This window comes from Neorhizobium petrolearium (genome assembly GCF_017873175.1).
Classification (GTDB): domain Bacteria; phylum Pseudomonadota; class Alphaproteobacteria; order Rhizobiales; family Rhizobiaceae; genus Neorhizobium; species Neorhizobium petrolearium.
Genome location: NZ_JAGGJW010000030.1, coordinates 1 through 23,436 on the forward strand (window position 1 = coordinate 1; position 23,436 = coordinate 23,436).

The 23,436-nt window shown below is 61.2% G+C and carries 28 protein-coding genes; 10 read left to right on the forward strand and 18 right to left on the reverse strand.

Going from position 1 to position 23,436, the window contains the following annotated elements; translation table 11 throughout:
* The first annotated feature begins 102 nt into the window (after positions 1-102).
* Complete coding sequence (locus J2046_RS32175) at positions 103-624, forward strand: hypothetical protein (RefSeq protein ID WP_210058757.1); 522 nt, start codon at positions 103-105, stop codon at positions 622-624.
* Between the two features lie 114 nt (positions 625-738).
* Here J2046_RS32175 and J2046_RS32180 read toward each other — a convergent pair whose 3' ends face one another.
* From J2046_RS32180 to J2046_RS32190, 3 genes are read right to left on the reverse strand one after another with little or no spacing between them, the layout of a single operon-like run.
* Positions 739-1,980 carry a DUF1173 domain-containing protein gene (locus tag J2046_RS32180; protein ID WP_210058759.1) on the reverse strand — a complete coding sequence of 414 codons (1,242 nt, stop codon included), beginning with the start codon at positions 1,978-1,980 and terminating at the stop codon, positions 739-741.
* On the reverse strand, positions 1,980-2,399 hold the full coding sequence (locus J2046_RS34055; RefSeq protein ID WP_227705917.1) for a hypothetical protein: 420 nt from the start codon (positions 2,397-2,399) through the stop codon (positions 1,980-1,982). Before J2046_RS34055 ends, J2046_RS32180 begins: the two co-directional genes overlap by 1 nt.
* Positions 2,396-3,106: a ParA family protein gene (locus J2046_RS32190; protein ID WP_210058761.1), complete on the reverse strand. Its 711-nt coding sequence runs from the start codon at positions 3,104-3,106 to the stop codon at positions 2,396-2,398. Before J2046_RS32190 ends, J2046_RS34055 begins: the two co-directional genes overlap by 4 nt.
* A gap of 425 nt (positions 3,107-3,531) precedes the next feature.
* Here J2046_RS32190 and J2046_RS32195 point away from each other — a divergent pair, with 425 nt between their 5' ends.
* The 3 genes from J2046_RS32195 to J2046_RS32205 are packed head-to-tail and all read left to right on the forward strand — an operon-like array spanning position 3,532 to position 6,573.
* Entirely contained in the window at positions 3,532-3,978 is a 447-nt protein-coding gene (locus J2046_RS32195) for a plasmid mobilization protein (protein WP_210058763.1), read from the forward strand.
* Positions 3,978-6,374, forward strand: coding sequence for a conjugal transfer protein TraA (locus J2046_RS32200; protein WP_210058765.1), 2,397 nt, complete (start codon positions 3,978-3,980; stop codon positions 6,372-6,374). Before J2046_RS32195 ends, J2046_RS32200 begins: the two co-directional genes overlap by 1 nt.
* A gap of 10 nt (positions 6,375-6,384) precedes the next feature.
* Entirely contained in the window at positions 6,385-6,573 is a 189-nt protein-coding gene (locus tag J2046_RS32205; protein ID WP_210058767.1) for a hypothetical protein, read from the forward strand.
* Here the strand turns inward: J2046_RS32205 and J2046_RS32210 are convergent.
* Positions 6,563-6,847, reverse strand: coding sequence for a hypothetical protein (locus J2046_RS32210; protein WP_210058769.1), 285 nt, complete (start codon positions 6,845-6,847; stop codon positions 6,563-6,565). The two genes, J2046_RS32205 and J2046_RS32210, sit on opposite strands and share 11 nt — an antisense overlap.
* A gap of 290 nt (positions 6,848-7,137) precedes the next feature.
* Here J2046_RS32210 and J2046_RS32215 point away from each other — a divergent pair, with 290 nt between their 5' ends.
* Together J2046_RS32215 and J2046_RS32220 are read left to right on the forward strand one after the other, a co-directional pair.
* Entirely contained in the window at positions 7,138-7,359 is a 222-nt protein-coding gene (locus J2046_RS32215) for a type II toxin-antitoxin system HicA family toxin (RefSeq protein WP_210058772.1), read from the forward strand.
* Positions 7,356-7,697 carry a type II toxin-antitoxin system HicB family antitoxin gene (locus tag J2046_RS32220; RefSeq protein ID WP_210058774.1) on the forward strand — a complete coding sequence of 114 codons (342 nt, stop codon included), beginning with the start codon at positions 7,356-7,358 and terminating at the stop codon, positions 7,695-7,697. The genes J2046_RS32215 and J2046_RS32220 overlap by 4 nt, the downstream gene beginning before the upstream one ends.
* A 102-nt stretch (positions 7,698-7,799) precedes the next feature.
* Here the strand turns inward: J2046_RS32220 and J2046_RS32225 are convergent, their stop codons facing one another.
* Genes J2046_RS32225 through J2046_RS32285 form a run of 13 tightly spaced genes read right to left on the reverse strand, consistent with a single transcriptional unit; the run spans position 7,800 to position 20,571 of the window.
* Positions 7,800-9,833, reverse strand: coding sequence for a type IV secretory system conjugative DNA transfer family protein (locus tag J2046_RS32225; RefSeq protein WP_210058776.1), 2,034 nt, complete (start codon positions 9,831-9,833; stop codon positions 7,800-7,802).
* The gene (virB11, locus tag J2046_RS32230) at positions 9,830-10,858 is read right to left on the reverse strand and encodes a P-type DNA transfer ATPase VirB11 (protein ID WP_210058778.1); all 1,029 of its coding nucleotides are present in this window, start codon (positions 10,856-10,858) and stop codon (positions 9,830-9,832) included. Before virB11 ends, J2046_RS32225 begins: the two co-directional genes overlap by 4 nt.
* The gene (gene virB10 / locus J2046_RS32235; RefSeq protein WP_210058780.1) at positions 10,818-12,068 is read right to left on the reverse strand and encodes a type IV secretion system protein VirB10; all 1,251 of its coding nucleotides are present in this window, start codon (positions 12,066-12,068) and stop codon (positions 10,818-10,820) included. The genes virB11 and virB10 overlap by 41 nt, the downstream gene beginning before the upstream one ends.
* Positions 12,065-12,838 (reverse strand): TrbG/VirB9 family P-type conjugative transfer protein, encoded by a 774-nt coding sequence (locus J2046_RS32240; RefSeq protein ID WP_210058814.1) that lies wholly within the window; start codon positions 12,836-12,838, stop codon positions 12,065-12,067. Before J2046_RS32240 ends, virB10 begins: the two co-directional genes overlap by 4 nt.
* A 32-nt stretch (positions 12,839-12,870) precedes the next feature.
* On the reverse strand, positions 12,871-13,563 hold the full coding sequence (locus J2046_RS32245; RefSeq protein ID WP_210058781.1) for a VirB8 family type IV secretion system protein: 693 nt from the start codon (positions 13,561-13,563) through the stop codon (positions 12,871-12,873).
* Between the two features lie 28 nt (positions 13,564-13,591).
* On the reverse strand, positions 13,592-14,617 hold the full coding sequence (locus J2046_RS32250) for a TrbL/VirB6 family protein (RefSeq protein WP_210058782.1): 1,026 nt from the start codon (positions 14,615-14,617) through the stop codon (positions 13,592-13,594).
* Between the two features lies 1 nt (position 14,618).
* Positions 14,619-14,834 (reverse strand): hypothetical protein, encoded by a 216-nt coding sequence (locus tag J2046_RS32255; protein WP_210058783.1) that lies wholly within the window; start codon positions 14,832-14,834, stop codon positions 14,619-14,621.
* A 2-nt stretch (positions 14,835-14,836) separates the two neighbouring features.
* Entirely contained in the window at positions 14,837-15,538 is a 702-nt protein-coding gene (locus J2046_RS32260; protein ID WP_210058784.1) for a type IV secretion system protein, read from the reverse strand.
* Between the two features lie 13 nt (positions 15,539-15,551).
* Positions 15,552-16,631 carry a lytic transglycosylase domain-containing protein gene (locus J2046_RS32265; RefSeq protein ID WP_210058785.1) on the reverse strand — a complete coding sequence of 360 codons (1,080 nt, stop codon included), beginning with the start codon at positions 16,629-16,631 and terminating at the stop codon, positions 15,552-15,554.
* Positions 16,628-19,042, reverse strand: a complete 2,415-nt coding sequence (locus J2046_RS32270; protein ID WP_210058816.1) for a VirB4 family type IV secretion/conjugal transfer ATPase — start codon at positions 19,040-19,042, stop codon at positions 16,628-16,630. Before J2046_RS32270 ends, J2046_RS32265 begins: the two co-directional genes overlap by 4 nt.
* 2 nt (positions 19,043-19,044) lie before the next feature.
* Complete coding sequence (locus J2046_RS32275) at positions 19,045-19,344, reverse strand: VirB3 family type IV secretion system protein (RefSeq protein WP_210058786.1); 300 nt, start codon at positions 19,342-19,344, stop codon at positions 19,045-19,047.
* On the reverse strand, positions 19,341-19,685 hold the full coding sequence (locus J2046_RS32280; protein WP_210058788.1) for a TrbC/VirB2 family type IV secretion system protein: 345 nt from the start codon (positions 19,683-19,685) through the stop codon (positions 19,341-19,343). Before J2046_RS32280 ends, J2046_RS32275 begins: the two co-directional genes overlap by 4 nt.
* A gap of 19 nt (positions 19,686-19,704) precedes the next feature.
* Positions 19,705-20,571 (reverse strand): lytic transglycosylase domain-containing protein, encoded by an 867-nt coding sequence (locus J2046_RS32285; protein ID WP_325169816.1) that lies wholly within the window; start codon positions 20,569-20,571, stop codon positions 19,705-19,707.
* A gap of 152 nt (positions 20,572-20,723) precedes the next feature.
* On the opposite strand from J2046_RS32285, the gene J2046_RS32290 reads away from it, so the two are divergent.
* The 4 genes from J2046_RS32290 to J2046_RS32305 are packed head-to-tail and all read left to right on the forward strand — an operon-like array spanning position 20,724 to position 23,126.
* Positions 20,724-21,350: a hypothetical protein gene (locus J2046_RS32290; protein WP_227705919.1), complete on the forward strand. Its 627-nt coding sequence runs from the start codon at positions 20,724-20,726 to the stop codon at positions 21,348-21,350.
* A complete protein-coding gene (locus J2046_RS32295; RefSeq protein ID WP_210058790.1) occupies positions 21,347-21,877 on the forward strand; it encodes a thermonuclease family protein in 531 nt (176 codons plus the stop codon). Before J2046_RS32290 ends, J2046_RS32295 begins: the two co-directional genes overlap by 4 nt.
* A 1-nt stretch (position 21,878) precedes the next feature.
* Positions 21,879-22,559 carry a thermonuclease family protein gene (locus tag J2046_RS32300; RefSeq protein WP_210058791.1) on the forward strand — a complete coding sequence of 227 codons (681 nt, stop codon included), beginning with the start codon at positions 21,879-21,881 and terminating at the stop codon, positions 22,557-22,559.
* A gap of 24 nt (positions 22,560-22,583) precedes the next feature.
* A complete protein-coding gene (locus tag J2046_RS32305; RefSeq protein ID WP_210058793.1) occupies positions 22,584-23,126 on the forward strand; it encodes a hypothetical protein in 543 nt (180 codons plus the stop codon).
* Between the two features lie 19 nt (positions 23,127-23,145).
* Here J2046_RS32305 and J2046_RS32310 read toward each other — a convergent pair whose 3' ends face one another.
* A complete protein-coding gene (locus tag J2046_RS32310; protein WP_210058795.1) occupies positions 23,146-23,409 on the reverse strand; it encodes a helix-turn-helix domain-containing protein in 264 nt (87 codons plus the stop codon).
* Positions 23,410-23,436: the final 27 nt, after the last annotated feature.

Below are 23,436 nucleotides of genomic sequence, written 5' to 3' on the forward strand. Positions count from 1 at the left end.
AGCCGATCGGTCAAAACGCCGGTCAAAACATAACCGAACCCAAGGAAAAGCCGCCAACCGAAGGTGTTTTGCCCCTTGTGTTCTTTCATTGGAGAAACACCCATGTCTGATCTCAATGCTCTCGAACTCTATGCCAAGCTCTGCGGCTTCAAACTCCTCGTGCTTGCCAATCGCTTCGGTTCGACCAATGCCGTGTCCGACCACGTGCATCATGAATTCTTGGAAAGGATCGGCGATCTCATTGAATTGATGCAGGACATCTTGCATGCGGAGCGGAAGTTGCGCGTCGTGTCGGACGCAGTCCAGCGCGAGGAGGTAGAGTGGGCGCGATGGAGCTGCGAACACCATCTCGTGGATGTCTACCTGACCGGCGCACCTTACCCGCTCCTGGAATTTGTCCCGATCGACCCGGAAACGCAGGAATATCGTGACAACACGACCGGCAGCTGGCGTCCGCTGACGGAGGATGGGCCTTATCTTCGCGATGTGAGCAACGAGGAGCTCAGCGGACTTCGGACCATCATGGATCAGATCGCCGAAGAAACCGGGATCTGCTTCTCAGCCTATCGTGTCGTCTGGGGATCACAGCCGGACGAGGAGGCAGAGGGTGCGACACGGGATTAAACTTTCGGCGACGGGCGCAAGTGCCCGTCGCTGCTTGTTGCGTGTTGGATAAGCAATATAGGCCGGATCGACCGGCTGATATTGCTTGGAGCAAAGGTCGATCTTCGCTTCAGTCTATTCCCAGGGCAAAGCGGGCATGTCGCCGTCGGCGATCCGCCATATCCAATTCGCCATGTCCGGGCGCGCCTCGATCATATCGCGAAGCGAAACCTCGAATTGAGCGTCGGCATTCGGCGGCACGATATAAAGCGCCGTCGGCCGAGGGCGCGCTTCCGGCATGATCGCGTTGGCAATAGGCTGGTCGCCGGGCAGGTTGAAGCGCAACCCTTTCACCGTCTTGCCACGCATTCGCGTCAGTTTGCCGAGCAGCCGCTCTTCATAGGCGGTCTCAACTGGAAGCCATTGTTCCGTGACGGTCATCAGGGCGATCTCGTCGATCGTGACGAGGCCTCCTGCGCTCGATTCGATTGTGGCGATCGTCATCAAATGGAACCGGTCATCGCTTCGCCAGAGCGTTAGCTCGTCCTCGAACCGGCGCTGGACGCGTCGCCAGGTCGGTTCCTCAAGGTGCAACCGAAACCCGGGCATGTGCTTGACGACGACCTGCTGGCCGCTGCGGGCCGGCGCAAATTCCTTCACCTCGCCAACCAAGAGCATCAGCTTCCTCGGGCCACCATCCGATACCGACAAGCCGTTCAATGCCTGTGCCCGGCGCTGCTCGATCGCCGGCTTATCCTCGGTGCGGAAAGGTTCCGGCACGAACAGGCGCTTTGAAAGCGCCTCGCCGCGCACCGACATGGTGCGGGCGGCTTCGACGAGATGGTGATAGACCTGCCACCAATGCCGTTTTCCGGCCCAGTGCGCCGTCCATTCGGTCAGGCCGCTCTCATGCCAGAGAAGATGCAGGAGGGCTCGAAGCGACAGGCGCTTGCTGTCGTTCTCCACGCTGTCTGGCACGGTGCCCTCCGACGCAGGTTTCCCCCGGGGTCCGCGCTTCGACAGCGCGAAATCCAGCTTCAGCGCAGCAGTTCCCCCCCGATCGAGCTTGATCGCGCTTCCGATCAAGGCGCCGAGCCCGGAAAGGTCATAAGGCGGTTCATAGGACGGGCATGATGGATCATGCTCTGCCCCGGAAAGGGGCATCCTCTTGAGGACGAACTGGTCGCCAATTTTCGCGACGTACATCGCCAGGCCCGGCTCCCTGCAAAGGCAAAGCGGTCGCAGCTTGTCGCGATAGGCCTGCGCCAGACGCTCCTGAAGATCTTCGGCCCCTTCGTCGCAAGACACGCCGCCGATGAGGAAACACCGCGCCCGTCTGCGGTTTGAGGACGTCTCGGTTGCCGAAGAGTCCGCCATCAATAGCCGTTCTCCTCCAGATAGAAGTCTATGGCGGCCTTCATCACCGCCGCCATCTTGACGTCGTTTTCATCGGCAGCCCGCTTGAGGCGCGCCTTCGTCGCGAAGTCCAGCGCGACATTGACGAAGAACTTGGCCTCCCGCTGCTTCGCCCGTTTCAGGTTCTTGATGCTGTGACGTGCTTCCTCTTGAGCGACTGCCCGCTCCTTTGCCCGCTTCTCCCGTTCCGCCGGCGAGCGCTTGTTCAGGATGCGGCTCCCGTTTTCCCCGTCGTCCGAAGACACTCCGGCAGCCGACGTTTCGGGATCGGCGGAAGCGGGCCGACTGGGAATCTCCGCCGAGGCGTCGGCCGCTTTCGACGGGCTGGAACTCCTGCCCGCGATGGTGAAGTCGCCAAGGCCGAGGGTGGCTTTGCTCATGCCGCTTCTCCTCTCGCGGCAATCTGCCGTTTCGTCTCGATCTCTTCGACGAGGCTGAGAACTTCCTGGCGTGCCTTTCGCACCGGCTCGCTCAGTTCCTGCATCTGCAGCGTCCCGAGGCCGTTCTGGATTTCGCGATAGACATTGCGTTCGAACAGTTCCGTATCGAGGAGCGCTGTCCGATAGCCAGCTTCCTGCAGGCCGGCGACGAATGGCCTGATATAACGATAGGCTTCGAGATTGCGGCCGGGAACCGTGATCCGCGTGCGCAGATTGAGATGCAGAATCCCGGAGCCCTGCCGATCGTTGATCTCGCTGACACTGGCCGCCGCCTGTCCGGCCGCCTCGATTTCCTTGATGCCGGGCTGGATGGGCGACAGCACCAGGTCGGCCGAGCCGATGATGGTGTCCTGCACGGTGCTGTCGACGCCGGGCGCATCGACGATGATGAGGTCGAAGGCGTTGCGCAGCCGCTCGATCTCCGCCTCGATCGTTCGGCGTGAGGCGGCAACGGCCACGTTAATGTTTTCCGGGACATTGTCCTTGCTATGGCAAAGCCGCCACCACCCCGACAGATTGAGCCGGCCGTCGGCGTCGATGAGAAGAACCCGTTCGCCCCTCAGCGCATATTCGCCGGCGAGCAGCGTCACCAGTGTCGTTTTGCCGGCGCCGCCCTTGTTGCTGACGGCTGCGTAGATTCTCGCCATGCTTGCCTCCATCCAGCCCACCCGGAATCTCCGCGCAGGAGTTATTCAGCCTCTTAAAGTTAGAACAAATATTGTTCTATTTCGTCCCACCGTCAACCCGTCGGAGGAGGATATCACTCCGTGTAGAACGGTGGAAACATGCTGGCATCACATCGAGTGGTCACATCGATTATGCGTGTGGTGTGGAACAACGGAAGCATTGATTATTTAGATAAAGCAATTAGATGATATGGTGCCACGGTGTTTCGATACCGTGGTTCGGCATCGTGCGTTCGCACGCGGAATTGGCCTGAGGCTACCTTGATGAGTCGATCGCAAGTTTTGATTTAAGGCTTGCGTGGCGTATCAAAAACAGTAAACTCTTGTTTGGCAGGATACGCAAATTTGTGATACAAATTTGCTGACGATCGACGGACGAGCCGTCGATGGCGCCTGCGGTGCTCCTTCAAGGGGAGGGTGAAGTGGCAGCGGATGGTGGCGGAGCGGTGCGCCTGGGGAAGGCCGAGGAGCGTAAAGAGCGCGTCGTGCATGCCCGCTTCAGCGCCTCGGAACTTACCGCGATCGAGCAGGCCGCTGGCGCCGCAGGCCTGACGGTTTCCGCCTTCATGCGTTCGCTGACGCTCGAAGGGGCGGGGGTCCGACCCTTCCTGACCGATGACGACCGGGCCGTCTTCGAGATGCTAATTTCGGACATGCGGGCGATCGGGGTTAACCTCAACCAGCTCGCTCGGGCGGTGAACGGGAGCGGCCGGCTCGTCGAAGCGAAGCTTGCTGCGGAGCTGGTCGATGTCCAGCGTCTTGCCGCGGCCATCGTACTCGAACTCAGAAGTCTTGCGGGACGTGGTGCCCGCCGGCGTCGGGGAGTGGTCTGATGGAATTCCTGCCCGGCGCCTTCGAGCATGAGTGGGAGAGGCGGAAGGCCGTGTTGCTGCAGGAACGCCAGCTTCTCAAGGCAAATGCTATCGATGAGGAAGAACGCCGGCGCCGCGGTGGTTCCGTCGCGGCCGCATCGCCGCTGTCCGGCCGGGCACTGGGCCGTCCGACATTCGCTAAGATGGGCGGCGGTTTCGGGCGTGGACAGGCGCGGAGGCAAGGCGGCGAGCCATCGATGCGCTCGCGGTTTTCGGGTCTTGCCTCCGGTAGCCAGCCGGCCGTGGTCAAGCTCGCTTCCTTCGGCGGGGGTGGACGGCTCGGCGCGATGATCAGCTATGTCTCGCGCAGCGGAGATGTTGCCGTCGAGAACGAGCGCGGGGAGGTGTTCAGCGGTCGCGACGAGCTCTCCTCCATTCGCGGCGAGTGGCACCATCTGATGAAGAACCGCGCGGAGAGCCGCGATATAGGCACCTTCGTTCTCGATGTGAAGGATATATTCGACACTGCGGGCGACCTGCACCAGCAAGCACGCGCTCTCTTGCAGCGCGGGTTTGGTGACCGGAGCTTCGCCTTTGCGGTCACAGCTCGTGGCGAGGAAGATGGCTATCGGATCGAAGGTGTCGTCGTCCTGCGCGACAGCGCCGGCGAGCGGCTGACCGGCGACAGGAAGGCTTCGACGTTCGTGCAGGAGCGACTCGATGCGGGTCGGAACGAACCCGAAGGCGCGGCAAGCTTTCGCTTTACCGGTTATGGTAATGGCACGGATTACGGCACGAGCCGGCTTCGCGATCTGGTCGAGCGGTATGACGGTGGCGTTCAGGATGAGAAGGGCCAGGCAATCGCCGGTGCGAAGGAGGCGGGCGACCTGGTGCAGCAGGAATGGCGCGGCCGGCTTCATAGCCGCAAACCCCGCGATGTCATGCATGTGGTCATCTCGGCGCGGGCCGGGACTGATGTCGCGGCTTTTCATGCCGCGGCTCGGGATTTCCTGGCGCAGGAATTCGCCGGACATCGCTATGTATTTTCGATGCACGACCCGTCCGCGGATCCGAAGGCGGAGGAAGCCGGTGGCAGGCGGCCGCATGTCCATGTTCATGCGATCGTCGCGATGCGCTCGGATGCCGGCGACCGGGTGGAGACGACGATCGCAACCTTCCGTCGCTGGCGGGTGACCATGGCGGAAAAAGCCAGGGACCACGGAATCCGCATGGAAATGACCGACCGGCGGGAGCGGGCGAGCAGCCCGGCTTACACCCGGAACCAGGTGCGCCCGACGAGCCGCGCCGGCAGGACCGAGCATGAGGGGACGAGCGATGCCGCGCAACAGCGCTACGAGGCGAAGAGGGCGGATCGGCAGAGTTTCGCGAGGACAGAGGATGGCAAGGCTTATTCTACGGTCGCGCGGGAAGAATGGGCCGCACTGGCTGCGAATGGTGATGTACCGGGGGCACGAAAGTTTGCGATAGAGCAATTAAAGCGATTTGAATCAGCGGCTTCCCGGATCAATCAGGGTGAGGTTGAAGTTCTGGCAGGCAGAAATTCTTACTCGCAGTTCAGAACAAATTTGGTAAAGTTGGTGAATGCTGTTTCGGAGGGCGAGAGCATGCGCCACATGACACGTCAGGAATTCGAGACCTACGAAAAGCGCGTCGAGACGGCGCTCTTCCAAGCCGAGCGCGTGACGCCGGATGACCAGAAGAAGAGCTTTGAGGAAATCGTGTCCGCCGCGCGCGAGCACGTCAATGTCCGGCGTGAACTGATGGAGCTGCAGGAACGCGGCGCTTCCTCCGAGCGGGAAGGCGAGCGACGTTCGCCCGAGCAGGACGACGATCCGCGCACCCGCTGGGATGATGTCGTCGGTCGTCACGGCCTGCGCATGGCGGAAGCGGCCAACCAGGTCATGCTGGAGGTCGAGCGCTACCGCGAGGAGATCGAAAAAGCCTATGCGCGGAAGCTTGATGCCGAGAAGGCGGTGCTTGAGGCCGGCCTGCAGCGGGAAATCGCCAAAGCCGCCGAGCTCGGCGCCGCGGGCAATACGCTGATCCGGGAGATCGCGGAAGTCGATGAGGAACTGCGCGTTGCCATTGAGCGGGCGGAGCATTCTCGCGAGAGCCGCAACTGGTCTAAGGTCGATGGGACAGGGAATGCCGGGGAGCGGGCGGACGAGAAGCAGGGTCTCGATCGGGGCGATGAGGCGGCGGTCGGCCGCTCGGCGGATTATGAGCAGGATCGTGATGTAGATGATCGGGGGCGGTTACAGACGGAACGACCGGTGGCCCGAGCCGGGGACACGACCAGGACGGATCCTGCGCAGCAGCACATTCCCCGGATCGAGGAATTGCAACGCGAGGCCGACGAACGGCGGGAACAGGATCGCGACGAGCGCGAGCGATAGAGAGGCATTCATGCGAGACGATCGACGCCTCATCGTCAATCAGGAGACGGATCACAAGGCAAACGATGGCTTTGCCACATTCGGAGCGTTGGTGTTCGGCGGCGTCATGACGATCGCGCTGATCGACTACGGCCTGACCGCAGCCTGGAGGTGGAGTGTATCGATGTGGGACGGGATCCTTTCTTTCTTCACGTTCTAGCGTTCTCCAGGCCATTCGCACGGAGAGCGTCAATGCCTCCGATTTTTGAGCCATCGGCGCTGGGGACCTCGGCGATAGGTGCGCATTCTCGGAGGATGGATAGCACCTCCGCAGCGCTGGACGCCTCGATTTCGGAGTTCCCGAGCCGGATGCGCACACGACGCGCCGCCAGCCAGGCTTTGTAGCATCCTGTCAGGGACAGGATGACGGCCGCGATGGCGCCGGGGATGCCCGCCATGCTGATTAGCTCTTTTAGAATCTCGAATTCGCTCATAAGCAAGCCATGGCCTGTGAAGGGTTGTCGCCACAAACTAACCCCTGCCGGGGACCGTTAAGTGCGAAACCGAGATTTTCAGGCTTTTCCGGCAGATTCGCCAGCCTGTCCGGGTTTCCAAGCGTTCAGTGCGATTTCCATTGCTGGGGACGTCCGCCTGAGCCACGATTTTGCAGAATCGTGGGCTTTCCCGCACCAGAGGTGATGACCACGTCAGGAATCTTGCAAGTGATACTGGAAAGTGATACTAAACGGAACTAAGCAGGAAGCATCGGGCAACTCTCGCGGCCGTGTTTGCTGACCCCGTTCTTGCCGGGATTGTTTGGCGGGACATTGAGGCGCTATTCGTCGCATGTGGGGCAGAAATCACGGAAGGGCAAGGCTCGCGGGTGCGGGTCGTCCTGAACGGCGTGCGCGCGGTTTTCCATCGCCCGCATCCCCAGAAGGAAACCGACAAGGGAGGGGTAAAATCCGTCCGGCGCTTCCTGCTCGAAGCGGAGATACAACCATGACCACAATGCACTACAAGGGCTACGAAGCTGTTGTTGAGTTCGATGAGGACGCCGATATTTTCCACGGTGAGGTCGTCAACATGCGCGATGTCATTACCTTTCAGGGAACTTCGGCGGCCGAGCTGAAGCAGGCAATGGCGGATTCCATTGAGGATTACCTGGTGTTCTGCAAAGAGCGTGGCGAGGAACCCGAAAAGCCTTTTTCCGGCCAATTCGTTGTCAGGACCGAACCTAGTATCCACAAAGCTGTGTCGAGTGCCGCACGACGAGAGGGCGTAAGTCTCAACAAATGGGTGACGCAGGCGTTGGAACGCGCCGTTTCGCGGAAGGTCGCATAGAACCTCATTGCTTCGGGCTCGCACACCATCGACGAGCGGTGACCTCTCCACCATAGAGTTTTGGGGGTGTCTTGACGGGTGAGGCGCAACATCGGCGCCCAACTATTCCAGCCCGATCTCCGCTGGATCCGGAACCGTCTGGGCAAGGATGTCGTGAATGCTCTTGCGTTGTCGGGGAGTGATCTCTGCTGCCTGCGCCAGTGAAGCCTCGACGGCTGATTTCAGTTTGTCTGCCGTCGGAAGGATCCGCTCTTCTGCCTTGGCTACCAGATCGCCGATTGCGGTTTCTGCTCCGGTGTTTGAGGTTTTCTTCGCCCGATCCGAGCGGGCTTTATCGGAGGTTTTCCTGACGCTGCGGGCGACGCGTTTTGGAACAGTCGGAGTTTCGCCTGCCTGGGGAGCAAGCTTCAGGGTGGGGCGTTCTTCACCCGGCCCATCGGCCGCAGGGTCATATTCCGGTGCCAGCGCAGGAACAGGCAACGCTGCTTCGAACTCCAGATCGGGGACGTCCGGCTGCTGCTGCTCGGCATAGGCGGCAGCAGCCTTGAACGGCTGGACGGCATGATAGCGAAGCTTGCCGCCAAAGATCGGGCGCTGACCCTCGACCAGCAGGATCATCCTGTCCTCCGGCATCTGGCGCACCTCCTGCGGCATCATCAGGTCGCGCTCACGGATCTGCTCGACCTTCGTCCGTCGCGGCAGTCCCATGAACTCCAGCGTGCGGGATTCCGACTGATACCGGATGGTGCGTTTGCCAAGCGCACGCGATGCGTATTCGGCCGTTGCCTGATCGTTGGCGCCGAGGATGAGCTGCAGGCCGCAATTGCCGAGCAGCGAGTGCCTTGCGGTCTCGCCGTAGATTTCGTCGATATTCTTCAGGTCCTGGATGATAAAGGCCATTTTTATGTTGTAGCCGGCCACATAGGGGAGCTTGTTGAGGACCTCGTCCATCTTCTTCAGCTGTCGGAATTCGTCGAGCAGGAAATAGACAGGCAGGGCATTGGGGTTGTGCTCACGGGTCAGGAGATCCATGACCTGCTGGACGAAGAGCGTCAGCAGGGGCCGCAAGATCGTCATGTCGGTGACGTTCGGCGCCAGGTAGATGGTGACCGGCCGGCGCTGCAGTGACACGAGATCCATGTCCGTCACGGCGGTCGCGGCGACGACACGCTCGTTGCGCAGCGGCGCCAGCGCCTTCTGGATGTCGAGGAGCGCCGAGCGGGCCGCCCGTTCGTTCAGTGCGATGTAGGCATTGAAGCTCTCGGTCGTGAAACGCGAGAGATAAGGCTCCTTCTCCTTGATAAGTTTCATCAGGATCTGCAGGTCGACGCCGGCATTGAAGAAGCCGTTGACCTCGCCAAGGTTGCGACGGTTCTTGTAGAAAGGGCTTTCCAGCACATAGCTGATGACGCCGGCGATCACCTGCTGGGCGATGCCCTGCCAGACAGCGTTTTCGGAACCGATCGCTTCAGGAATGAGAATGCTTGCCATGTTCTGGATGTCGATCGTGCGACTGCCGCGATCGCTTCGCACGAAATCCAGCGGGTTCCAGCGATGGGTTTTGGCCGCGCCCGGAGAGAAGAGAAAGACCTGGTGTCCTTTGGACCTCCGGTATCCGGCCGTATGCTCGAAAATCTCGCCCTTGAGATCGGTGACGATCATCGAGCCGGAAAACATCAGCGCGTTAGGAATGACATAGCCAACGCCCTTGCCGGAGCGCGTCGGGCCAATGATGAGATGATGCCGGTCGTCGTGCCGGCTCAGGATATTGCGCCCGATGCGTCCGAGGATATGTCCTTCCTTCCGAAACCATCCGCCGCGTCGCAGCGACGCCATGTCCTGGAAGGCAGCATCTCCGAGCGGGTTCGACGGCCGCCGAAGCCCCGTGACCGCGGCAATCGAGGCGATGCCGATCGCTGGAACAAGAGCGCCGATGGCGGCGAGCTGGAGGGACCGATTGTTGGGATAGGCGATCAGCTGCTGAAACGGCGCCAGCGGATTGGTGGTGGTCAGCAGCTTGAGGATCCGCCCGTCTTTCCAGACAAGCTGGAGGATCAGGCTGTAGCCGAGCATCCAGATGGCGACGGCGAAGAGCAGGCAGAACACCAGATAGATGGCCTGGTGGGACTTCTTCATGGCGATCGCCGCGCGAAGTAGATCTCGGAGACGCCACGCCGGCCGCCGTTGCGGCGAAGCTGGATGACCACAGGGATAACCATGCGGATATAGGACATGAGGTCCGGCTTCGAATATCCCGATGACATGCCTGTCTGCATCATCATCATGGCAAGCTGCTCATAGGCGCCCATCGGTGTGTCGGCATGCACCGTCGACATGCTGCCGGGATGGCCGGTGTTGATCGCCCGCAGGAAGGCGAAAGCCTCGGCGCCACGGATCTCGCCGACGAAGAGCCGGTCCGGCCGCATGCGCAGCGATGCCTCAAGCAGCGACTGGATCGTCACCTGGGCAGTGCCCTGATCGCCACGCGAGGCGAGCAGATGCACGCTGTTGCGATGTGGTGGAAAGAGCTCGCGCGTGTCCTCCAGCGTCAGAATGCGCTCGTGTTCATCGACGCTTTTCAGGCAAGCATTGAGAAACGTGGTCTTGCCGGTCGAGGTGCCGCCGCTGATCAGGATCGACACGCGCCCGCGCACGGCGGTCTCGATAAAATCGTGGATGCGGTCGGCATCGAGAAGAGCGATGAGTTTCTCTTCGGTCGCACTCAGCCCTCCGACGGTCACCGCCACCTTGTCGAGGGCGCCGCTGTCGCGATATTGCGCCAGCGTAAAATCGCTCACGACCTGCTTCCTGATCGAGATCGCGCCGCCGTCTGCGGCCGCCGGCGGCAGGACGATCTGGATACGCTCGCCGGAGGGGAGTGCCGCACTCAGCAATGGATTGCTGCGGCTGACGAACTGGTTGCTGGCGGCTGCGACCCGTTCACCGATATGCTCGATCTCCGTCGAGGTGAGAGCGGGGATCGTAAGGAACTGCATATGGTCGGCGCCGAGGCGCTCGATGAAGACCTCGCCCGGGCGGTTGACGGAGATCTCCACGACGTGTGGGTCATCGAGGAACGACGCCAGCGGTGCCAGCGCCCGCTTCAGGAAATAGTGCGGATCATTGCCGGATGCGGCGACCCGTATCGATGCCTCGTTCATGCTTGATCTCCTTCAAGGCTTCCTCGACCGGATCCGGATACATGGCCGAGAAGTCGAGGTCCTGGCGGACATAGACGAAAATGCGTTCGCCCTGATGGACGCTGATCGTCGGCGGGATGCGGAGGTTCTCGCCGAGCGCCTGGTTGGCCATATCGGAGAACGTCCGAGCGATCGTCTCGCGGGCGAGCTCGGCGGCGCGGTCGGAATCGGACTCGTTGTTGCCCGATGATGAGCTGTATTGGCCGCTGCCATAGCCGGTCAGGTAGGAGGACCCGGCGCCGACGATGGACAGGAGAATCGCTGATCCGAACCGCTCGCGCCATTTGTTGTCGACGATGCCGGTCAGTCCCGATCGGCCCAGGCCATCGGTGCCGATGCTGTTCAGCCGCACCGAGACGCCATCGTCACGTAGAAGGCGCGTCCAGATCACGAAGATGCGTTTCTGGCCGCGGGTCACATCGGACTGGTATTCGCCGATCAGGCGCGTGCCGGTCGGAATGAGCACGCGTCGGCCGTCGAAGGAATAGACGTCCTGTGAGGTAATGGCGCGGATCTGACCGGGCAGGTCGCCATTGATCGCCGTCTCCAGGATGCCGGGGATCAGCGTGCCCTCGGGGATCATGGCATCCAGCCGGCCGACCTGGCGCGCTTTCGCCGAGCGATCGCCGATGGCCGATGCTGTCGCCAGGAACTTGCTGTTGCGATCCTCTCCCGCAACGGTCGGCCCATCGCCAGCAGTTCCCCCGTTCAGACTGTTATCCGCGCTATCAGCCTTGGTGGAATCGACGATGATCTGCTTGGAAAGATAGCGCTTGGGAAACTCCTCCGGGATTTGCTCCACCGGCTTGTCGGCCGTCTCGACCGTGACCGGCGGGGCAGGGACATCGAACTCGGTGGTATCGGCGGGCTCCTCCTTCTTTTCCTCCGGCGGTTCGGGCAGCTGAATGATGTTGTCGGCCGGCTTTTCCGCCGGCCTTTGATCGTCGCGGAGAAAGGACGGTGGGCGGAATGTGGTGGTGGAGAACTCCTCGTCGCCTCTGAGCACGTCCTGCGGGGGTTTCTTCGGTGCGAAGACGAAGAGATAGGCGAGCACGGCGCCAATGAGCACAAACACCGCGCCGCCGAACAGTTGCTTGCGCCTCGCCCTCCGGTCGCGGACCTCGCTCTGGTCCACTTCCAGCATGGCTTCGAGTTCGGGAGATCGATTCATCCGTTGCCGGTCCTTCTTCGCTTGCTGGCCGTGCTATCGAATGCCGGACCCATCACCGCCGGATCGGGCGCTCCGAAGTCGGGCTTGCGGAGATTGAAGATGCATGTCCACTGATTGCCATCGCGCAGGGTGTATTGGGTGGCCGTGCCGTCGAGAACGATGTAGTCGCCCTCGCGGCGGAAATTGCGCAGCGTTTCGGTGAAGTCGGCATTGACGGCAAAGATCGCCGGCACTTTCGGCCCGAACTTGAAAAAGGTCTTCTTGCCGTCATCGAAGATCATCAGCGGCTTCAGCCCTGGATCGCCGGAGAAGGAATAGTCGATATTGACGTTGGCCTTGTCGATACCGGCGATGTTCGGAAAGGCGGCGCGGGCTTCAGCCTCCTTGCGCAGCGAGGCGTTGAGATCCTTATCGGGATAGACGAAACGAATACCAAAGACCTTTTTGTTGTCCTCCGGCGCGAAGTCCGTGAGTTCGAGATAGTAGATGCGCTTGGTGGTCACGACGTTCATGTTGGTGGCGGCGTTCCTGGCCTTCGGCTTCACGAAGAGGATATTGCCCTTGTCCGTCGGCACCACGTCCCAGCTATCGCTGTCGCCGACCGCAATCGTCTCGAACTTCTCGTCCTCGTCGAAGATGATCATCGTCGAGATGCCGTAGGTCGCGAAGACCCGAACCACATTGTTCGGCTGGTAGACGACGCTGGTAACACGGGCGTCGAGCCGCCCGGCCGATGGCGTCTCGGCCGCCTGGGCGGCTGACAGGGACATCAGGCTCAGGATGAGGAGGACAGCCGCCCGGTTCACTGGCCGCTCCCGGTGACGGTTTCCTGATCGCGGCGGTAGTCGTAGACCTGGAAGCCGAGAGGGTTTTCGAAACGCCACTCGTTCGTCGCAGGGGTGTCGGTGTAGCGATAGCGCACAACGGCGATCCAGTGACGAGCGATCGAGTCGGTATCGGAGATTTCGGTCGTCGAGAACCGCACGATGCCGGTCGAGCTGTTGGGGAAGGTGACGGATGCGATCTCGGTCATGACGCGCTTGTTGCGACCGTAGATCTTCGCCGGGTTCTTCAGGTTGGTCGTGCTGTAGAGATCCTGCAGCTCGCGCGCGGCATTGCCCGTCGATAGAAGCGCCGCGATCCCGAAATTCTGCTCGATGGCATAGGGATCATATCCCTCCCGGGCGCGGATATAGCGGACGATATTGGCCTGGGTGATGGCCTGCTGCTCGGTCAGCGTAACAGGCCGGGTCAGACCGGTCTTGACCTCGATATAGCCGGTGTTCTTGTCGACCTCGACGAGATAGGGCTCGAAGCTCTTCAGCGGCACCAGCATGACGAGGGCGACCAGGCTGAGCAGGGTGATCGCGCCGAAAATCGTCGTCACGAACCAGGCGAGCGCCCGCGATCGCTTTGCCCTTTTGACGATCTCCTGTTCCCAGATGTCTCCGCTTTGATAATAGCTTCGTAGATCAAGATCTTTGCTGTCCGCCATATGCTTCCGTCTTCTTGAAAATGAATGCTCAGGTGGGATTGCCCTGCTGGGATATCCGGCTCTGCATGGCTGATTTGACGCCGGAGTCGTCATCGTCTCCAGAGCCGCGGAACCGGTTTCTCAGGTTGCCGCCGAAGCGATAAGCACCGCGGCCTGCCGCGACACTGCCGCGCGCCGTGGCAAGCGGGTATTGAATTCCCAGGCGGTGCGCGATGCCGGTTGCGGCACTTCCGACTCCCGATGCGATGCCGCCGGCGATGCCCTGACCGATCGACTGGATGTACAGCATGACGAAACCGCCGGCGATGCAGAGCAGCAGGAAGCCGGCGACATCGCCGAGGGTCAGCGTTCGCGTTCCGCTGGCGGCGTCAATCTTCGACAGTTCCGGGTTCATGGCGGCGATCAGGAAGGCGGCGATCACGTAAATGAACAGCGGGATCAAGGCATAGGTGAGGACCTGGTTGAACCAGCCGACGCCATAGCCGCGGCTGCGTTCGAACAGAAAGCAGGACACGAAAATCGGTGCGGTGCCGATCAGCACCCAGAGCATGACCTTGGCCAGGATGAGGATGGCAAGCGCCACGGCGATGAACACCCCGGCGCCGACCATGATCAGCAGGCCGATCATGCTGGGTAGAATAGAGAAGTAACCGGATTGCTCGGCAAAGGCGGAGGCCGCCTGATTGGCCGTCTGCCAGATCATCGACATGCCGTTCGTCGGCTCGGTGATACCGGTTCCGGAGGCGGCGAGGATTGCGCGGCCGACATCTTCCGGTGTGTCGTTGACCCAGCGGTAGACGAAATTGTTGAAGTTGCCCCAAGAGCTGACGAGACCGAGGATCATCACCATGCGGACGATGCGAAGCACGATCTCGCCGACGCCGATGCGGGCGGTTCCCATGACCAGCTGCAACCCGTACCAGGCGATATAGAGAACGAGCATCAGCCGAAGGACCGGCAGGATCTCGTTGCCGACGATCGTGTAGGCTTGCTCCGAAAAACTGGCGCCGGAATTCTCGATACGGTTGAGGAGGTCGCCAAGGAAATCCTGCATCCTATTCCGACCCTCCCTTTGGAATGCCGATCGCCGCGAATGCCGACGCCGGATCGTTGACGGCGCGCATCGGTCCGCATTCGTGTCTGGGGTCCTCGGCAAAGGACGTCAGGTTGGCCGGCCGCTTGCAGGGCGCGGTCTTTTCCCTGACGGTGCCGCAGCTCGTCACCGTCAGGGACAAGGCCGCCGCGAGGATCAATCGGAGGATTCGCTGCATCGTCAGTTTCCGTAGGCCAGGGCCTTCTTGGAATTAGAAACATCGGTGAGGCGCCGCTGGTTCTCGGCCTGCAGGGACGTGACCGCACCATTCATCACGCCGATCATTTCGTTGAATGTCAGACCCGACTGGACCTGCAACTGCGTGTTCTGGTCGATGGAACCCTTGATATCCTCGGCGGTGCCGATCTGCCTGCCTGCCAGCTCGAAGGCGCTGCGCCGCGTCTCGATCGCCTGTTGCGAACCGTTGATCAGGGCGGAGACGCCGAGCACGGTATTGACCAGTTGCTCATAGGACTTGTCGCCGGAGAAGCTGCTGTTTGTCTGCCCCGAAAGCGATTTGACCAGTTGCAGCCCGTTGATGAAGAGGGTTGCCGCTTTGGTGATTTCGCTGCTCATCGAGCCGAAATTCGGAACCCCGTCTTTCAGGATGCTGTCGAAGGAGGGAATCGCCGAGACGCTGAAGCCGTTGCCGATCGCGAGGTTCTTCAACGGACCGGCCATGCTGCCGCGATCGCCGGTGACGGCTTTCAGCGTATCCTGCACCGTCGTGAGGATATCCTTGTTGGTATCGAGGATCTGGTTGGTCGTATCCGCGGTTTTTTTGGCGACCTCATAATTGGTCCGATCGATGACGGGGACGTCCGCCAGTGCCGAGGCCGGCAGGGCGAGAAGGGCAACGCCAGTCCAGAATATCGCTTTCATGTTTCTTCTCCTGTCATTGCGTTTGCAATTGCAGTTGCACTTTGTCCTCGGATTCGCGCTCCGCGACGCAAGCCTTCTCCTCATCGTTCCAGACGAGGTTCTGGCGCAGATCGCACAAGTCGGTGACGTCGCGGGGCTTGTCGTCGTCGTGTTTGTGCACCGAACTGCGCGACGAGCCCGAAAGGTTGGCCGATGAAACCGCGTTGCGCGAATTGAGGAGATCGGCCATCGCCGTGCCGAGCCGGATGACATTGTTCATCATCTCCAGATTGGCGTTGCGAGCGGTCGAATTGTGGTCCCAGCTATCCTGAATGGTGCGGGTCTGGAGTTGCCCGAGCTGCTGGTACCAGCTCGCGACATTGGCAAGGCTATCCTGCGTCGCCGCCGTCGCGCCCATCGCATTCAGCGTGGACGAGCGCATGCCGGTATAGGCGGTTTCTCCTCCCCCAAAATTGAGGGGTATTGCCGACTTGTCGGAACCGCCGAAGGCCGGCAGCCATTGCTGCGTAATCGAGGCGACGTAGCCCTGCGTCTCCTTGAAGGGCGGGATACCGCCATATTTGTTGACGTTGCCGGTACCGGAATTATAGGCGGCAAGCGCCAGCGAGACATTGCCGTTATAGCGCTCGAGCTGCTGTTTGTAATAACGCGCTCCGCCACGCAGGTTCTGCTCGATATTGTTCTCATCGACGCCAAGCTGTGAGGCCGTGCCCGGCATCAGCTGGGAGAGCCCGGTGGCGCCGGCAGAGGACTTGGCACAGGGGTTGAAGCGGCTTTCCTGATAGACGAGGGCGAGAAACTGGTTCTCGTCGACACCTTCCTCGCGGGCGACTCGCCGGACGAGGCCGGAAATCTCCGGATTGGCTTCGGCCGCACCGACCGGATCATTGCGCCGGCCTGGGCGATACATCGAGCAAGTGACCGATGTGTGGATCGTATAGCGGTCATGGTCAGCGTCCTCGATGCCTGACGTGGCCGAATCCCGATCCTTGCGTTCGCCAAGATTTGTGTCGTCGACAACAGGCACGTCCGCCCAGGCGATCGACGCCGAAACGGCCGACAGGAGTGCCGCGGACAGCAGGGCGGCTCTCATGTGTCTTCCTCCCAGCCGCAGAATTTTGGGAGCCAGGCGGAGGGATCATCACCAAAGGCGTCGCGAAGACGGCTGCACTCCTCGATTGTCTCCTTTCGTCCGGAAAGAACCTTGATGAGGTCGGGCATGGAGCCGAGATCGAGGCGGGCGATGACGCTGTCATTGCCGTGCTTGACGAGGAAGGTGCGTTTTTCCGGCGGCGTGTTGCGGACGAAGTTGAATTCCTTCGCCGTCAGGCCGAAGCGCTGGATGTAGCTTTCCTCGTCGGCCCGCGGATTGGGGAAATGGATGTTGGTCGCCGACTGCTCGATGATGGTATGGGCGGCCGGCGATCGGACGATGTCGGCGGCCGATTGCGTGCCGAAGCCGACGATGCCGTTCTGCTTGCGGATCGTCTTCATCTTGTCGACGATGAAGTCGCTGAAGACCGGATCGCGCAGCAGGCGCCAGCCTTCGTCCATGAAGATCATTACCGGTGTACCGTCGAAGAGTTCGTCGAGGCGATGGAAGATGTACATCAAGGCCGGCGTGCGTACCTCGTCATTGTCGAGGATGCTGGTCATGTCGAAGCCGAATGCTGAGCGACCAGAAAACGACAAGACGTCGTGGGGCGCGTTGAAGAGCCAGGCCTTCTCACCTTCGATCCAGGGCCGCAGCCGGGAATGTAGATCGTTCGGATCGGCGCGGGACCGGCCGGTCAGCAGACCGGCGAGATTGGCGAGGTTTCGCTCGGCAACCGGCTCCTGCATCAACCTGACGAGCGCGCGTTCGAGCGTGTCTTCCTCTTCCTGTGCAAAGACGCTGCCATCGCCCTTGCGCAACATTGCCTTCAGGAGACGCAGCAGAAATTCACGGTTCTCGCCGGTGTTTTCGAGCTGCAGCGGATTGAAGCCGGTTGGCGTACCCGGCGTCAGGACCTCATAGGCGCCGTTCATCGCCCTGATGAAGATTTCGCCGCCCCTGTCCTTGTCGATGAAGACGGCGCGCGGCCTCGGCCGCACCCGAAAGGCCTGGGCGAGCAGGAAGGTCAGCGCCACCGTTTTTCCGGACCCAGTCGGCCCGGTGACCAGGAAATGGCCGATGTCACGCTGATGGAAATTAAACCAGTAGGGGGTCTGGCTGGTCGTTTCGAGGATGGTGATCGGCGTCCCCCAATGGGCGCCCTCCCGCTGCCCTGATGCGAAATTGTGCATCGAGGAAAGGCCGGAGAAATTGGAGCTCGAGAGCATCGCCTTGCGGGCGATATAGGTGTGGTTGCCGGGGAGTTGCGCCCAGAAGGACGCCTCCATGTTGAGATCTTCGCGCAGCCAATTGATGTTCATATCGGTCAGGCACGCGCCGAGGTCCGATACGGCTTTGTTGACGCCATCGACATCGCGGGAGAGGCAGAGCAGTGACAGGTGATGGTAGCCGAACACGGCTTCCTGGTTGAGAAGGCTGTTCAGCGCGAAATCGATGTCGTTTTCGACATCGCTTCCTGCCTCGTCTGACGCGCCGATCTGGCGCCTCAGCCGGGTGATGCGCTCCTGGGCGATCGGCTTGTCGGCGATCGTGAAGGACTGCGTCAGGATGAATTCGTGATTAACCTGCAGCAGCCCGTCCAGCATGCCGGGGCCGGTGAAGGGCGGGTACTCCTTGATCGACAGCATGGCGCCGAAGCGGTTGTCCTCGGCCACCGCGCCCTGCGCCTGCAGGGTCCGCCTGGAAAAATGCAGCCGCGATGTTCCGACGTAGTTGGCGATGCCCATGCGCGGCAAGCGCATGTAGCGCGGCACGCCGCAGGTGAGGATGGTATTGAGGAACGCGCAGGGCTCGGAATAAGGAGCATCATCGCGATAGGCGATACCGAGGGTCCGGGCACCATATTTGCCGAGATCGCGCACGATGTTGCCGGCGAGTTCCTCGAGCTCGCTGATCGCCTCGCGAAGTTGTTCCTCCTCGGCCTCCCGTCCGGCGGCCCGGTTCAGAAATCGGCGAACGGTGTCGCCGGCGGCGAGCACACCGCGCAGGCCGGAGCGCAGTACGGTCAGGTAGATTTCGTTGGTGAACATACGCTTTTGGCCGAGCGCCGCCATGTAGCGTTGGTCGAGGACCGCGCAAAAGCGATCCTCTAACGCGCCGTCCATGACAGCATCCACCTGCCGGCGGACCACCGTCGACCATAGCGAAAAGCGACTGGAGCCGAGCGCCCGGATCATCGTGTTCTGGACGACCGAGCGCATGTTGAGCTCCGCCTGGTCCTCCGTCTGGAAGAAGAGGCCATCGAGCTTCAGCACCATCATCAGGGCGCCGCTCTCCAACCGGATGACGGTGTCTGCGACGTGCCTGAGATAGGGGATATGCGCCGACATCGGCCGCTCGCGGTGACCGATCGATCCGAAGCCGAGCTCATCGCGGATCGCCTTCAGCATGGTCATGGCCCGTAGGAGTTCGCGCCCCAGAACGTCTTGTTCCGGGTTCGGGGTGTCATCCGGGTTGCGACCTGCAGGACGTCGAGGATCCGTGCATCCCAGGCGCAGAGGGTGAACAGCGTCATGTAGGTGGCGGGCGCGGTCAGGAACGCCCAGATGGAATTGCTGGCGAGCCAGGCGATGATCGTGGCGCCGACGATGATGACGCCGGCAAGATAGGGCACGCCCCAAAGCGTCGGCGACCGCGTCAGCCCGATCACCAGCGGCGTGAGTACAGGCTTCTCTGAAGTTTCGCCGATCATGTTCCCGACCCCACGAGAGCGATCATCGCATCGACCATCCCGGGCGCCCCGAAGACGAAGCCGATACCGAGCGCGGCACTGCCGGCGATGATCCAGCTCAGCCGGCCCATCCAGGCAAGAAAGCCGAGGGACATGACGGCAATGATGCCGCATAGCCGTCCGAAGGGTCCGTTGACGAAGTCGACGACCGCCTGGAAGATCGCCTGCACAGGGCTGAATGCCTGTCCGAGCGACTGGGCATGGGCGGCGTCGGAGAATGCCAGTTGCGCGATCGCAATGGCGATCCCGGCGGCTAAAAGGCGGCGGCGATGAAGGTGGGATAAACGAAACAGCTTCCTCATGTCCTTGTCCTCTCGCATGTCAGAATTTCATGACCCCGGCGACGAAGCGTCCGACGGACACGCCGCCGATGACGCCGATGTCTGTGGGCTGGTGATTGGATTTGTTTGAAGCGGGCCGTTTGCCTGGGGAGCGCAGACCGAGCTGGAAGTTCAGGATCTCCGCTAGATAGTCGATCGTTTCGCTGTATGGCGGGATACCCTCGTGATCGCGGACCGCCTGTGGTCCGGCGTTATAGGCGGCCGCTGCCAGCAGGGGATTCTGGAACTCGTCCAGCAGGGCGCGCAGATAGCGGACCCCGCCGTCTATGTTGGCTTCGGGATCGCAGGCATCCGCCACCCCAAGCTCGCGCGCTGTGTCCGGCATCAACTGCATCGGCCCGCGCGCACCCTTCGGGCTGTTGCGCACCCGGTCGAAGCGGCTTTCCGCCCACACGACGGCGGATGCGAATTCCGGTGCCACGCCATAGCGTTGGGCCGCCATTTTGGTCAGGCGGGCAATCTGATCCGGCGCAAGCGGCGACGTTGGGCACTCTGTTGCAGAGACGTATCCGTTATTGATACCTCTTTGAGATAGCCAATCCGGCAAAACCTCTCCGTTTTCTTTGCCATTTTTGCCCTTTGAGGCGTTACTATATTTGTTCGGTATGCCAAGCGTAGCAGCCGGCATCGCCACGCCACTGGGATCAAGGTCGAAGGATAGGGAAGGATTGGCGGAGCTTAGGTCCGAGAGATTTGATGTCGCGCTAGTGTTTTCCCATGTTTCGCTGGAAAAGCGTTTATAATTAAACAGGGATCCATCTCCTGCAGCCGCTTGGTGGCCGAAGGGGGCGATCGTCAATGTCGCCGGAAGTGCGATTCTCAGCAAGTAATGCATCTGGCGATCCACCTCGAATCCTGCGCGCTCGGCCTCGCCTTGCGAAGCCAGAAGCGTGGATTTACGATTGCATGACGTTACTATTTAAGGTAACTCGTACATCAAAGAAATCGAGTCGAAAAGAGGGAATCTGCATCGCTCTGTCAAACGATGAGATACTAAATATGGATATGTCCTGTTTTCGAAGTGTTGCAGGCGCGGTCCTGTCGGCGCTACTTTTGGCTGGTCAGGTGCAGGCGGCGGGTTCTGTCAATCAGGACTATGTCCGCTCGCTTGCCGCGCCCAGAAAGACCGTCCTGGTCGTCGAGTATTATGACGGGGGCAGGAAAGCGGTTTCCCGGAAGGGTTATTCCTCGGCCGAAGGGTTCAAGGCGATCTCACCGACCGATGTCAGGGTCGATGACAAGGTGTCGCTGCACCTCTACGGGCTCGAACCCTGCCAGGGGGAAATGGTCAATCGCAGCGAAGGGTTCGCAGGGAGTTGCGAGGACTACGGGCGGGAGCAGCTTGCGATCAAGCTGAAGGCCGCCAGGGTGATCTTCTGCCGGGCCTTTCTGACGGAGGAAAAGGCTGCGAAGCAGGACGTCACCTGCTTCGGCTACTACAATTTTCCCGGCTCGCTCGACACGGTGGACAATATCGAGGAGCAACTCGTTTCGATCGGTGCGCTGAAGCTCGCGCGTAAGCCGGATGGCAGCCCGCTTCGGGGCGATCTCGCTGACGCCGAAAAGATCGGGCGAGGGGGTTTTGGCATGTGGGCCGATCCGCGTGTGCAGGAGCAAGCCAGATGAAGTGCGCCCGGCTGCTTGCTCCCCTGGCGATCTGCACCGTTACCGTTTCTGCGCAAGCGGCCGACTACGTGGCCCTCGGTGCCGGCGTCACCTTGGAAACCGGCGACAGCTGGATCGATCATGGCGAGCGCTATCGCCTCTATGGCGTCCAGTCCTGTTTGCGCGGGACATACTTTACCGACCGTTCCGGCGGGCGGCAGGACTGCGGCGAGGCCTCGATCGCCGTGCTTGCGGCGTTTATCAAGGATATCGGGCCGCAATGCGCCCCGGTGGCGGTCGATGGCGAAACGCGTTTCGTGCTGTGCTATGGCACGGTGGGAAGCGAGCGCTTGGATCTTGCGACGGCGCTCATCACCGAAGGTTACGCCTTCGCTGCGCTCGATGCGAAAGGCCTTCCGGTTCACGCGCCTTATGCGGTAGCCGAGCAGCAGGCGAGGGCGCGGAAAGCGGGCCTCTGGCAGTTTCCCGACGTCCAGCATCCCTCCCTGCTGCTGAGCAGACTGGCCCGCCAGCGGGAGGGCCAATAGGATGAGACACTTGTCCGCTCTTGCCGCTCTGATGCTTTTGATACCCGCCCCTGCGGGTGCGGCGGACCCCATCGGCGGTTCCTTTGCCGATAGGGCGCCCGTCGTCCGGCAGCATGTCGTGATGAAGGGGAGAGCGACGCCAATCGATGGCACGTCGCTCTGGTTTCCGACATATGGGCGCTCCGTCCGCCTCGCCGGCATCGATGGTTGCGAATTGCCGCAATGGGCCTTCGATCCGAAGAGGGCCGGGGATGCGAGCACGGGTGCTCTGGCTCCGGTACCTTGTGGCGCGCTGGCGAAGGCCTGGCTGAAACGCACGGTCGGTTCAGGATCGGTCACCTGTGACATCCGCGGTTTTGGCGCTGATGCCATGCCTGTCGGGACATGCCGGTCCGGCAGCCGAGATCTCGCTCACGAAATGCTGCGCGTCGGCTGGGCGCGGCTCTCGCCAGACGCGCCGCGTCAGCCGGCCTATGTGGATGCCCAGCGTTACGCCGTGTCGGCGCGCTATGGGATCTGGGGGACCTATGTCCTCGATATGAACGAGTGGCGGGCCAAGGCTGTCGACCGCACGCTCGACCGTCGTCCGGCGGCGGACATCAATCTGCTCAGAGAAAGAAAAGTGGAATTCACGCCGCCGTTTGCCGATGCGCGACGCGCGCCAGTCAGACGGGATCGCTGATCCACCAAATCTAGGAGGGTACCGATGAGGTGGATTTTAATTTTCGCTGCGGTGTCGATAGCCTTGGCGCCTTGGGCGCAGAAACAAGCTCTCGCCAGCGAGTGGGGCTGCGAGGTGCTTCTGTGCGCGGCCTCAGACAATCCTTCCTGGCATTCGATCGCGACCTGCTTGCCACCGATGAACAAGCTGATCAGCGCCATGAAACGGCCCCGCTTCTCCTGGCCGACATGTCCGGATGGCGGCTCCGGTAAGCCGGGTTATGAACGATATGCCGATTGCCCAAGCGGATGGAACCCGGCCGAGGCCGAAAACAACGGCGACAGGATTGGACGGTCCGACCTGTCGCGCTGCAGCCGTGTTGTCAACGAATGCGGACAAGGGCGATGGAACCGCTTCGGCGGGAACTCGCAGACAGCCGAAGGTGTCACGCGGGTCTATTCGGGGGAGCATTCCTGCACCTACACGGAATTCATGGCGCGGCCGTTGCGGGACAAGCCCTATTATTTCGATATCCGGGACGATACAACAAAAACCACGAGCCGCTATTTCTTCGACCTGCAGAAATAGGTGAGTTTCCGCGGCGGCGTTAGGACAGTGGGCGCCGGCCACGTTTCAGCGTCGCCGGAGGCTCTTCACCTTCGGACGGTGAGATAAACAAGGCGTGTACGGGAACGTCGAGCGCGAGCGCAATACGCTCCGCGGAGTCGATGCCGAGATTGATCTGCTTTCGTTCGATTTGCGAGATCGACACGCGCTCGAGCCCGGCTTCGAACGCAAGTCGCTCCTGCGAGAGCTCTCGCAGGACTCGAAGCTTACGGACATTCCAGGCCAGCAAATCACGTACCGTCATTCGCTGAAATGAGCATTGCGTATCAAA

Excerpts from the sequence above, each read along its gene's own strand:
- J2046_RS32205 (WP_210058767.1), top strand. The coding sequence starts at position 6,385 with ATGCGAGACGATCGACGCCTCATCGTCAATCAGGAGACGGATCACAAG.
- J2046_RS32290 (WP_227705919.1), top strand. The coding sequence starts at position 20,724 with ATGGATATGTCCTGTTTTCGAAGTGTTGCAGGCGCGGTCCTGTCGGCG.
- J2046_RS32180 (WP_210058759.1), bottom strand. The coding sequence starts at position 1,980 with ATGGCGGACTCTTCGGCAACCGAGACGTCCTCAAACCGCAGACGGGCG.
- J2046_RS32175 (WP_210058757.1), top strand. The coding sequence starts at position 103 with ATGTCTGATCTCAATGCTCTCGAACTCTATGCCAAGCTCTGCGGCTTC.
- virB11 (WP_210058778.1), bottom strand. The coding sequence starts at position 10,858 with ATGAACGAGGCATCGATACGGGTCGCCGCATCCGGCAATGATCCGCAC.
- J2046_RS34055 (WP_227705917.1), bottom strand. The coding sequence starts at position 2,399 with ATGAGCAAAGCCACCCTCGGCCTTGGCGACTTCACCATCGCGGGCAGG.
- J2046_RS32295 (WP_210058790.1), top strand. The coding sequence starts at position 21,347 with ATGAAGTGCGCCCGGCTGCTTGCTCCCCTGGCGATCTGCACCGTTACC.
- virB10 (WP_210058780.1), bottom strand. The coding sequence starts at position 12,068 with ATGAATCGATCTCCCGAACTCGAAGCCATGCTGGAAGTGGACCAGAGC.
- J2046_RS32305 (WP_210058793.1), top strand. The coding sequence starts at position 22,584 with ATGAGGTGGATTTTAATTTTCGCTGCGGTGTCGATAGCCTTGGCGCCT.
- J2046_RS32265 (WP_210058785.1), bottom strand. The coding sequence starts at position 16,631 with ATGAGAGCCGCCCTGCTGTCCGCGGCACTCCTGTCGGCCGTTTCGGCG.
- J2046_RS32190 (WP_210058761.1), bottom strand. The coding sequence starts at position 3,106 with ATGGCGAGAATCTACGCAGCCGTCAGCAACAAGGGCGGCGCCGGCAAA.
- J2046_RS32280 (WP_210058788.1), bottom strand. The coding sequence starts at position 19,685 with ATGAGGAAGCTGTTTCGTTTATCCCACCTTCATCGCCGCCGCCTTTTA.
- J2046_RS32195 (WP_210058763.1), top strand. The coding sequence starts at position 3,532 with ATGGCGCCTGCGGTGCTCCTTCAAGGGGAGGGTGAAGTGGCAGCGGAT.
- J2046_RS32240 (WP_210058814.1), bottom strand. The coding sequence starts at position 12,838 with ATGTCCCTGTCAGCCGCCCAGGCGGCCGAGACGCCATCGGCCGGGCGG.
- J2046_RS32245 (WP_210058781.1), bottom strand. The coding sequence starts at position 13,563 with ATGGCGGACAGCAAAGATCTTGATCTACGAAGCTATTATCAAAGCGGA.
- J2046_RS32300 (WP_210058791.1), top strand. The coding sequence starts at position 21,879 with ATGAGACACTTGTCCGCTCTTGCCGCTCTGATGCTTTTGATACCCGCC.
- J2046_RS32310 (WP_210058795.1), bottom strand. The coding sequence starts at position 23,409 with ATGACGGTACGTGATTTGCTGGCCTGGAATGTCCGTAAGCTTCGAGTC.
- J2046_RS32225 (WP_210058776.1), bottom strand. The coding sequence starts at position 9,833 with ATGAAGAAGTCCCACCAGGCCATCTATCTGGTGTTCTGCCTGCTCTTC.
- J2046_RS32200 (WP_210058765.1), top strand. The coding sequence starts at position 3,978 with ATGGAATTCCTGCCCGGCGCCTTCGAGCATGAGTGGGAGAGGCGGAAG.
- J2046_RS32255 (WP_210058783.1), bottom strand. The coding sequence starts at position 14,834 with ATGCAGCGAATCCTCCGATTGATCCTCGCGGCGGCCTTGTCCCTGACG.
- J2046_RS32250 (WP_210058782.1), bottom strand. The coding sequence starts at position 14,617 with ATGCAGGATTTCCTTGGCGACCTCCTCAACCGTATCGAGAATTCCGGC.
- J2046_RS32260 (WP_210058784.1), bottom strand. The coding sequence starts at position 15,538 with ATGAAAGCGATATTCTGGACTGGCGTTGCCCTTCTCGCCCTGCCGGCC.
- J2046_RS32210 (WP_210058769.1), bottom strand. The coding sequence starts at position 6,847 with ATGAGCGAATTCGAGATTCTAAAAGAGCTAATCAGCATGGCGGGCATC.
- J2046_RS32220 (WP_210058774.1), top strand. The coding sequence starts at position 7,356 with ATGACCACAATGCACTACAAGGGCTACGAAGCTGTTGTTGAGTTCGAT.
- J2046_RS32275 (WP_210058786.1), bottom strand. The coding sequence starts at position 19,344 with ATGATCGGCGAAACTTCAGAGAAGCCTGTACTCACGCCGCTGGTGATC.
- J2046_RS32270 (WP_210058816.1), bottom strand. The coding sequence starts at position 19,042 with ATGCTGAAGGCGATCCGCGATGAGCTCGGCTTCGGATCGATCGGTCAC.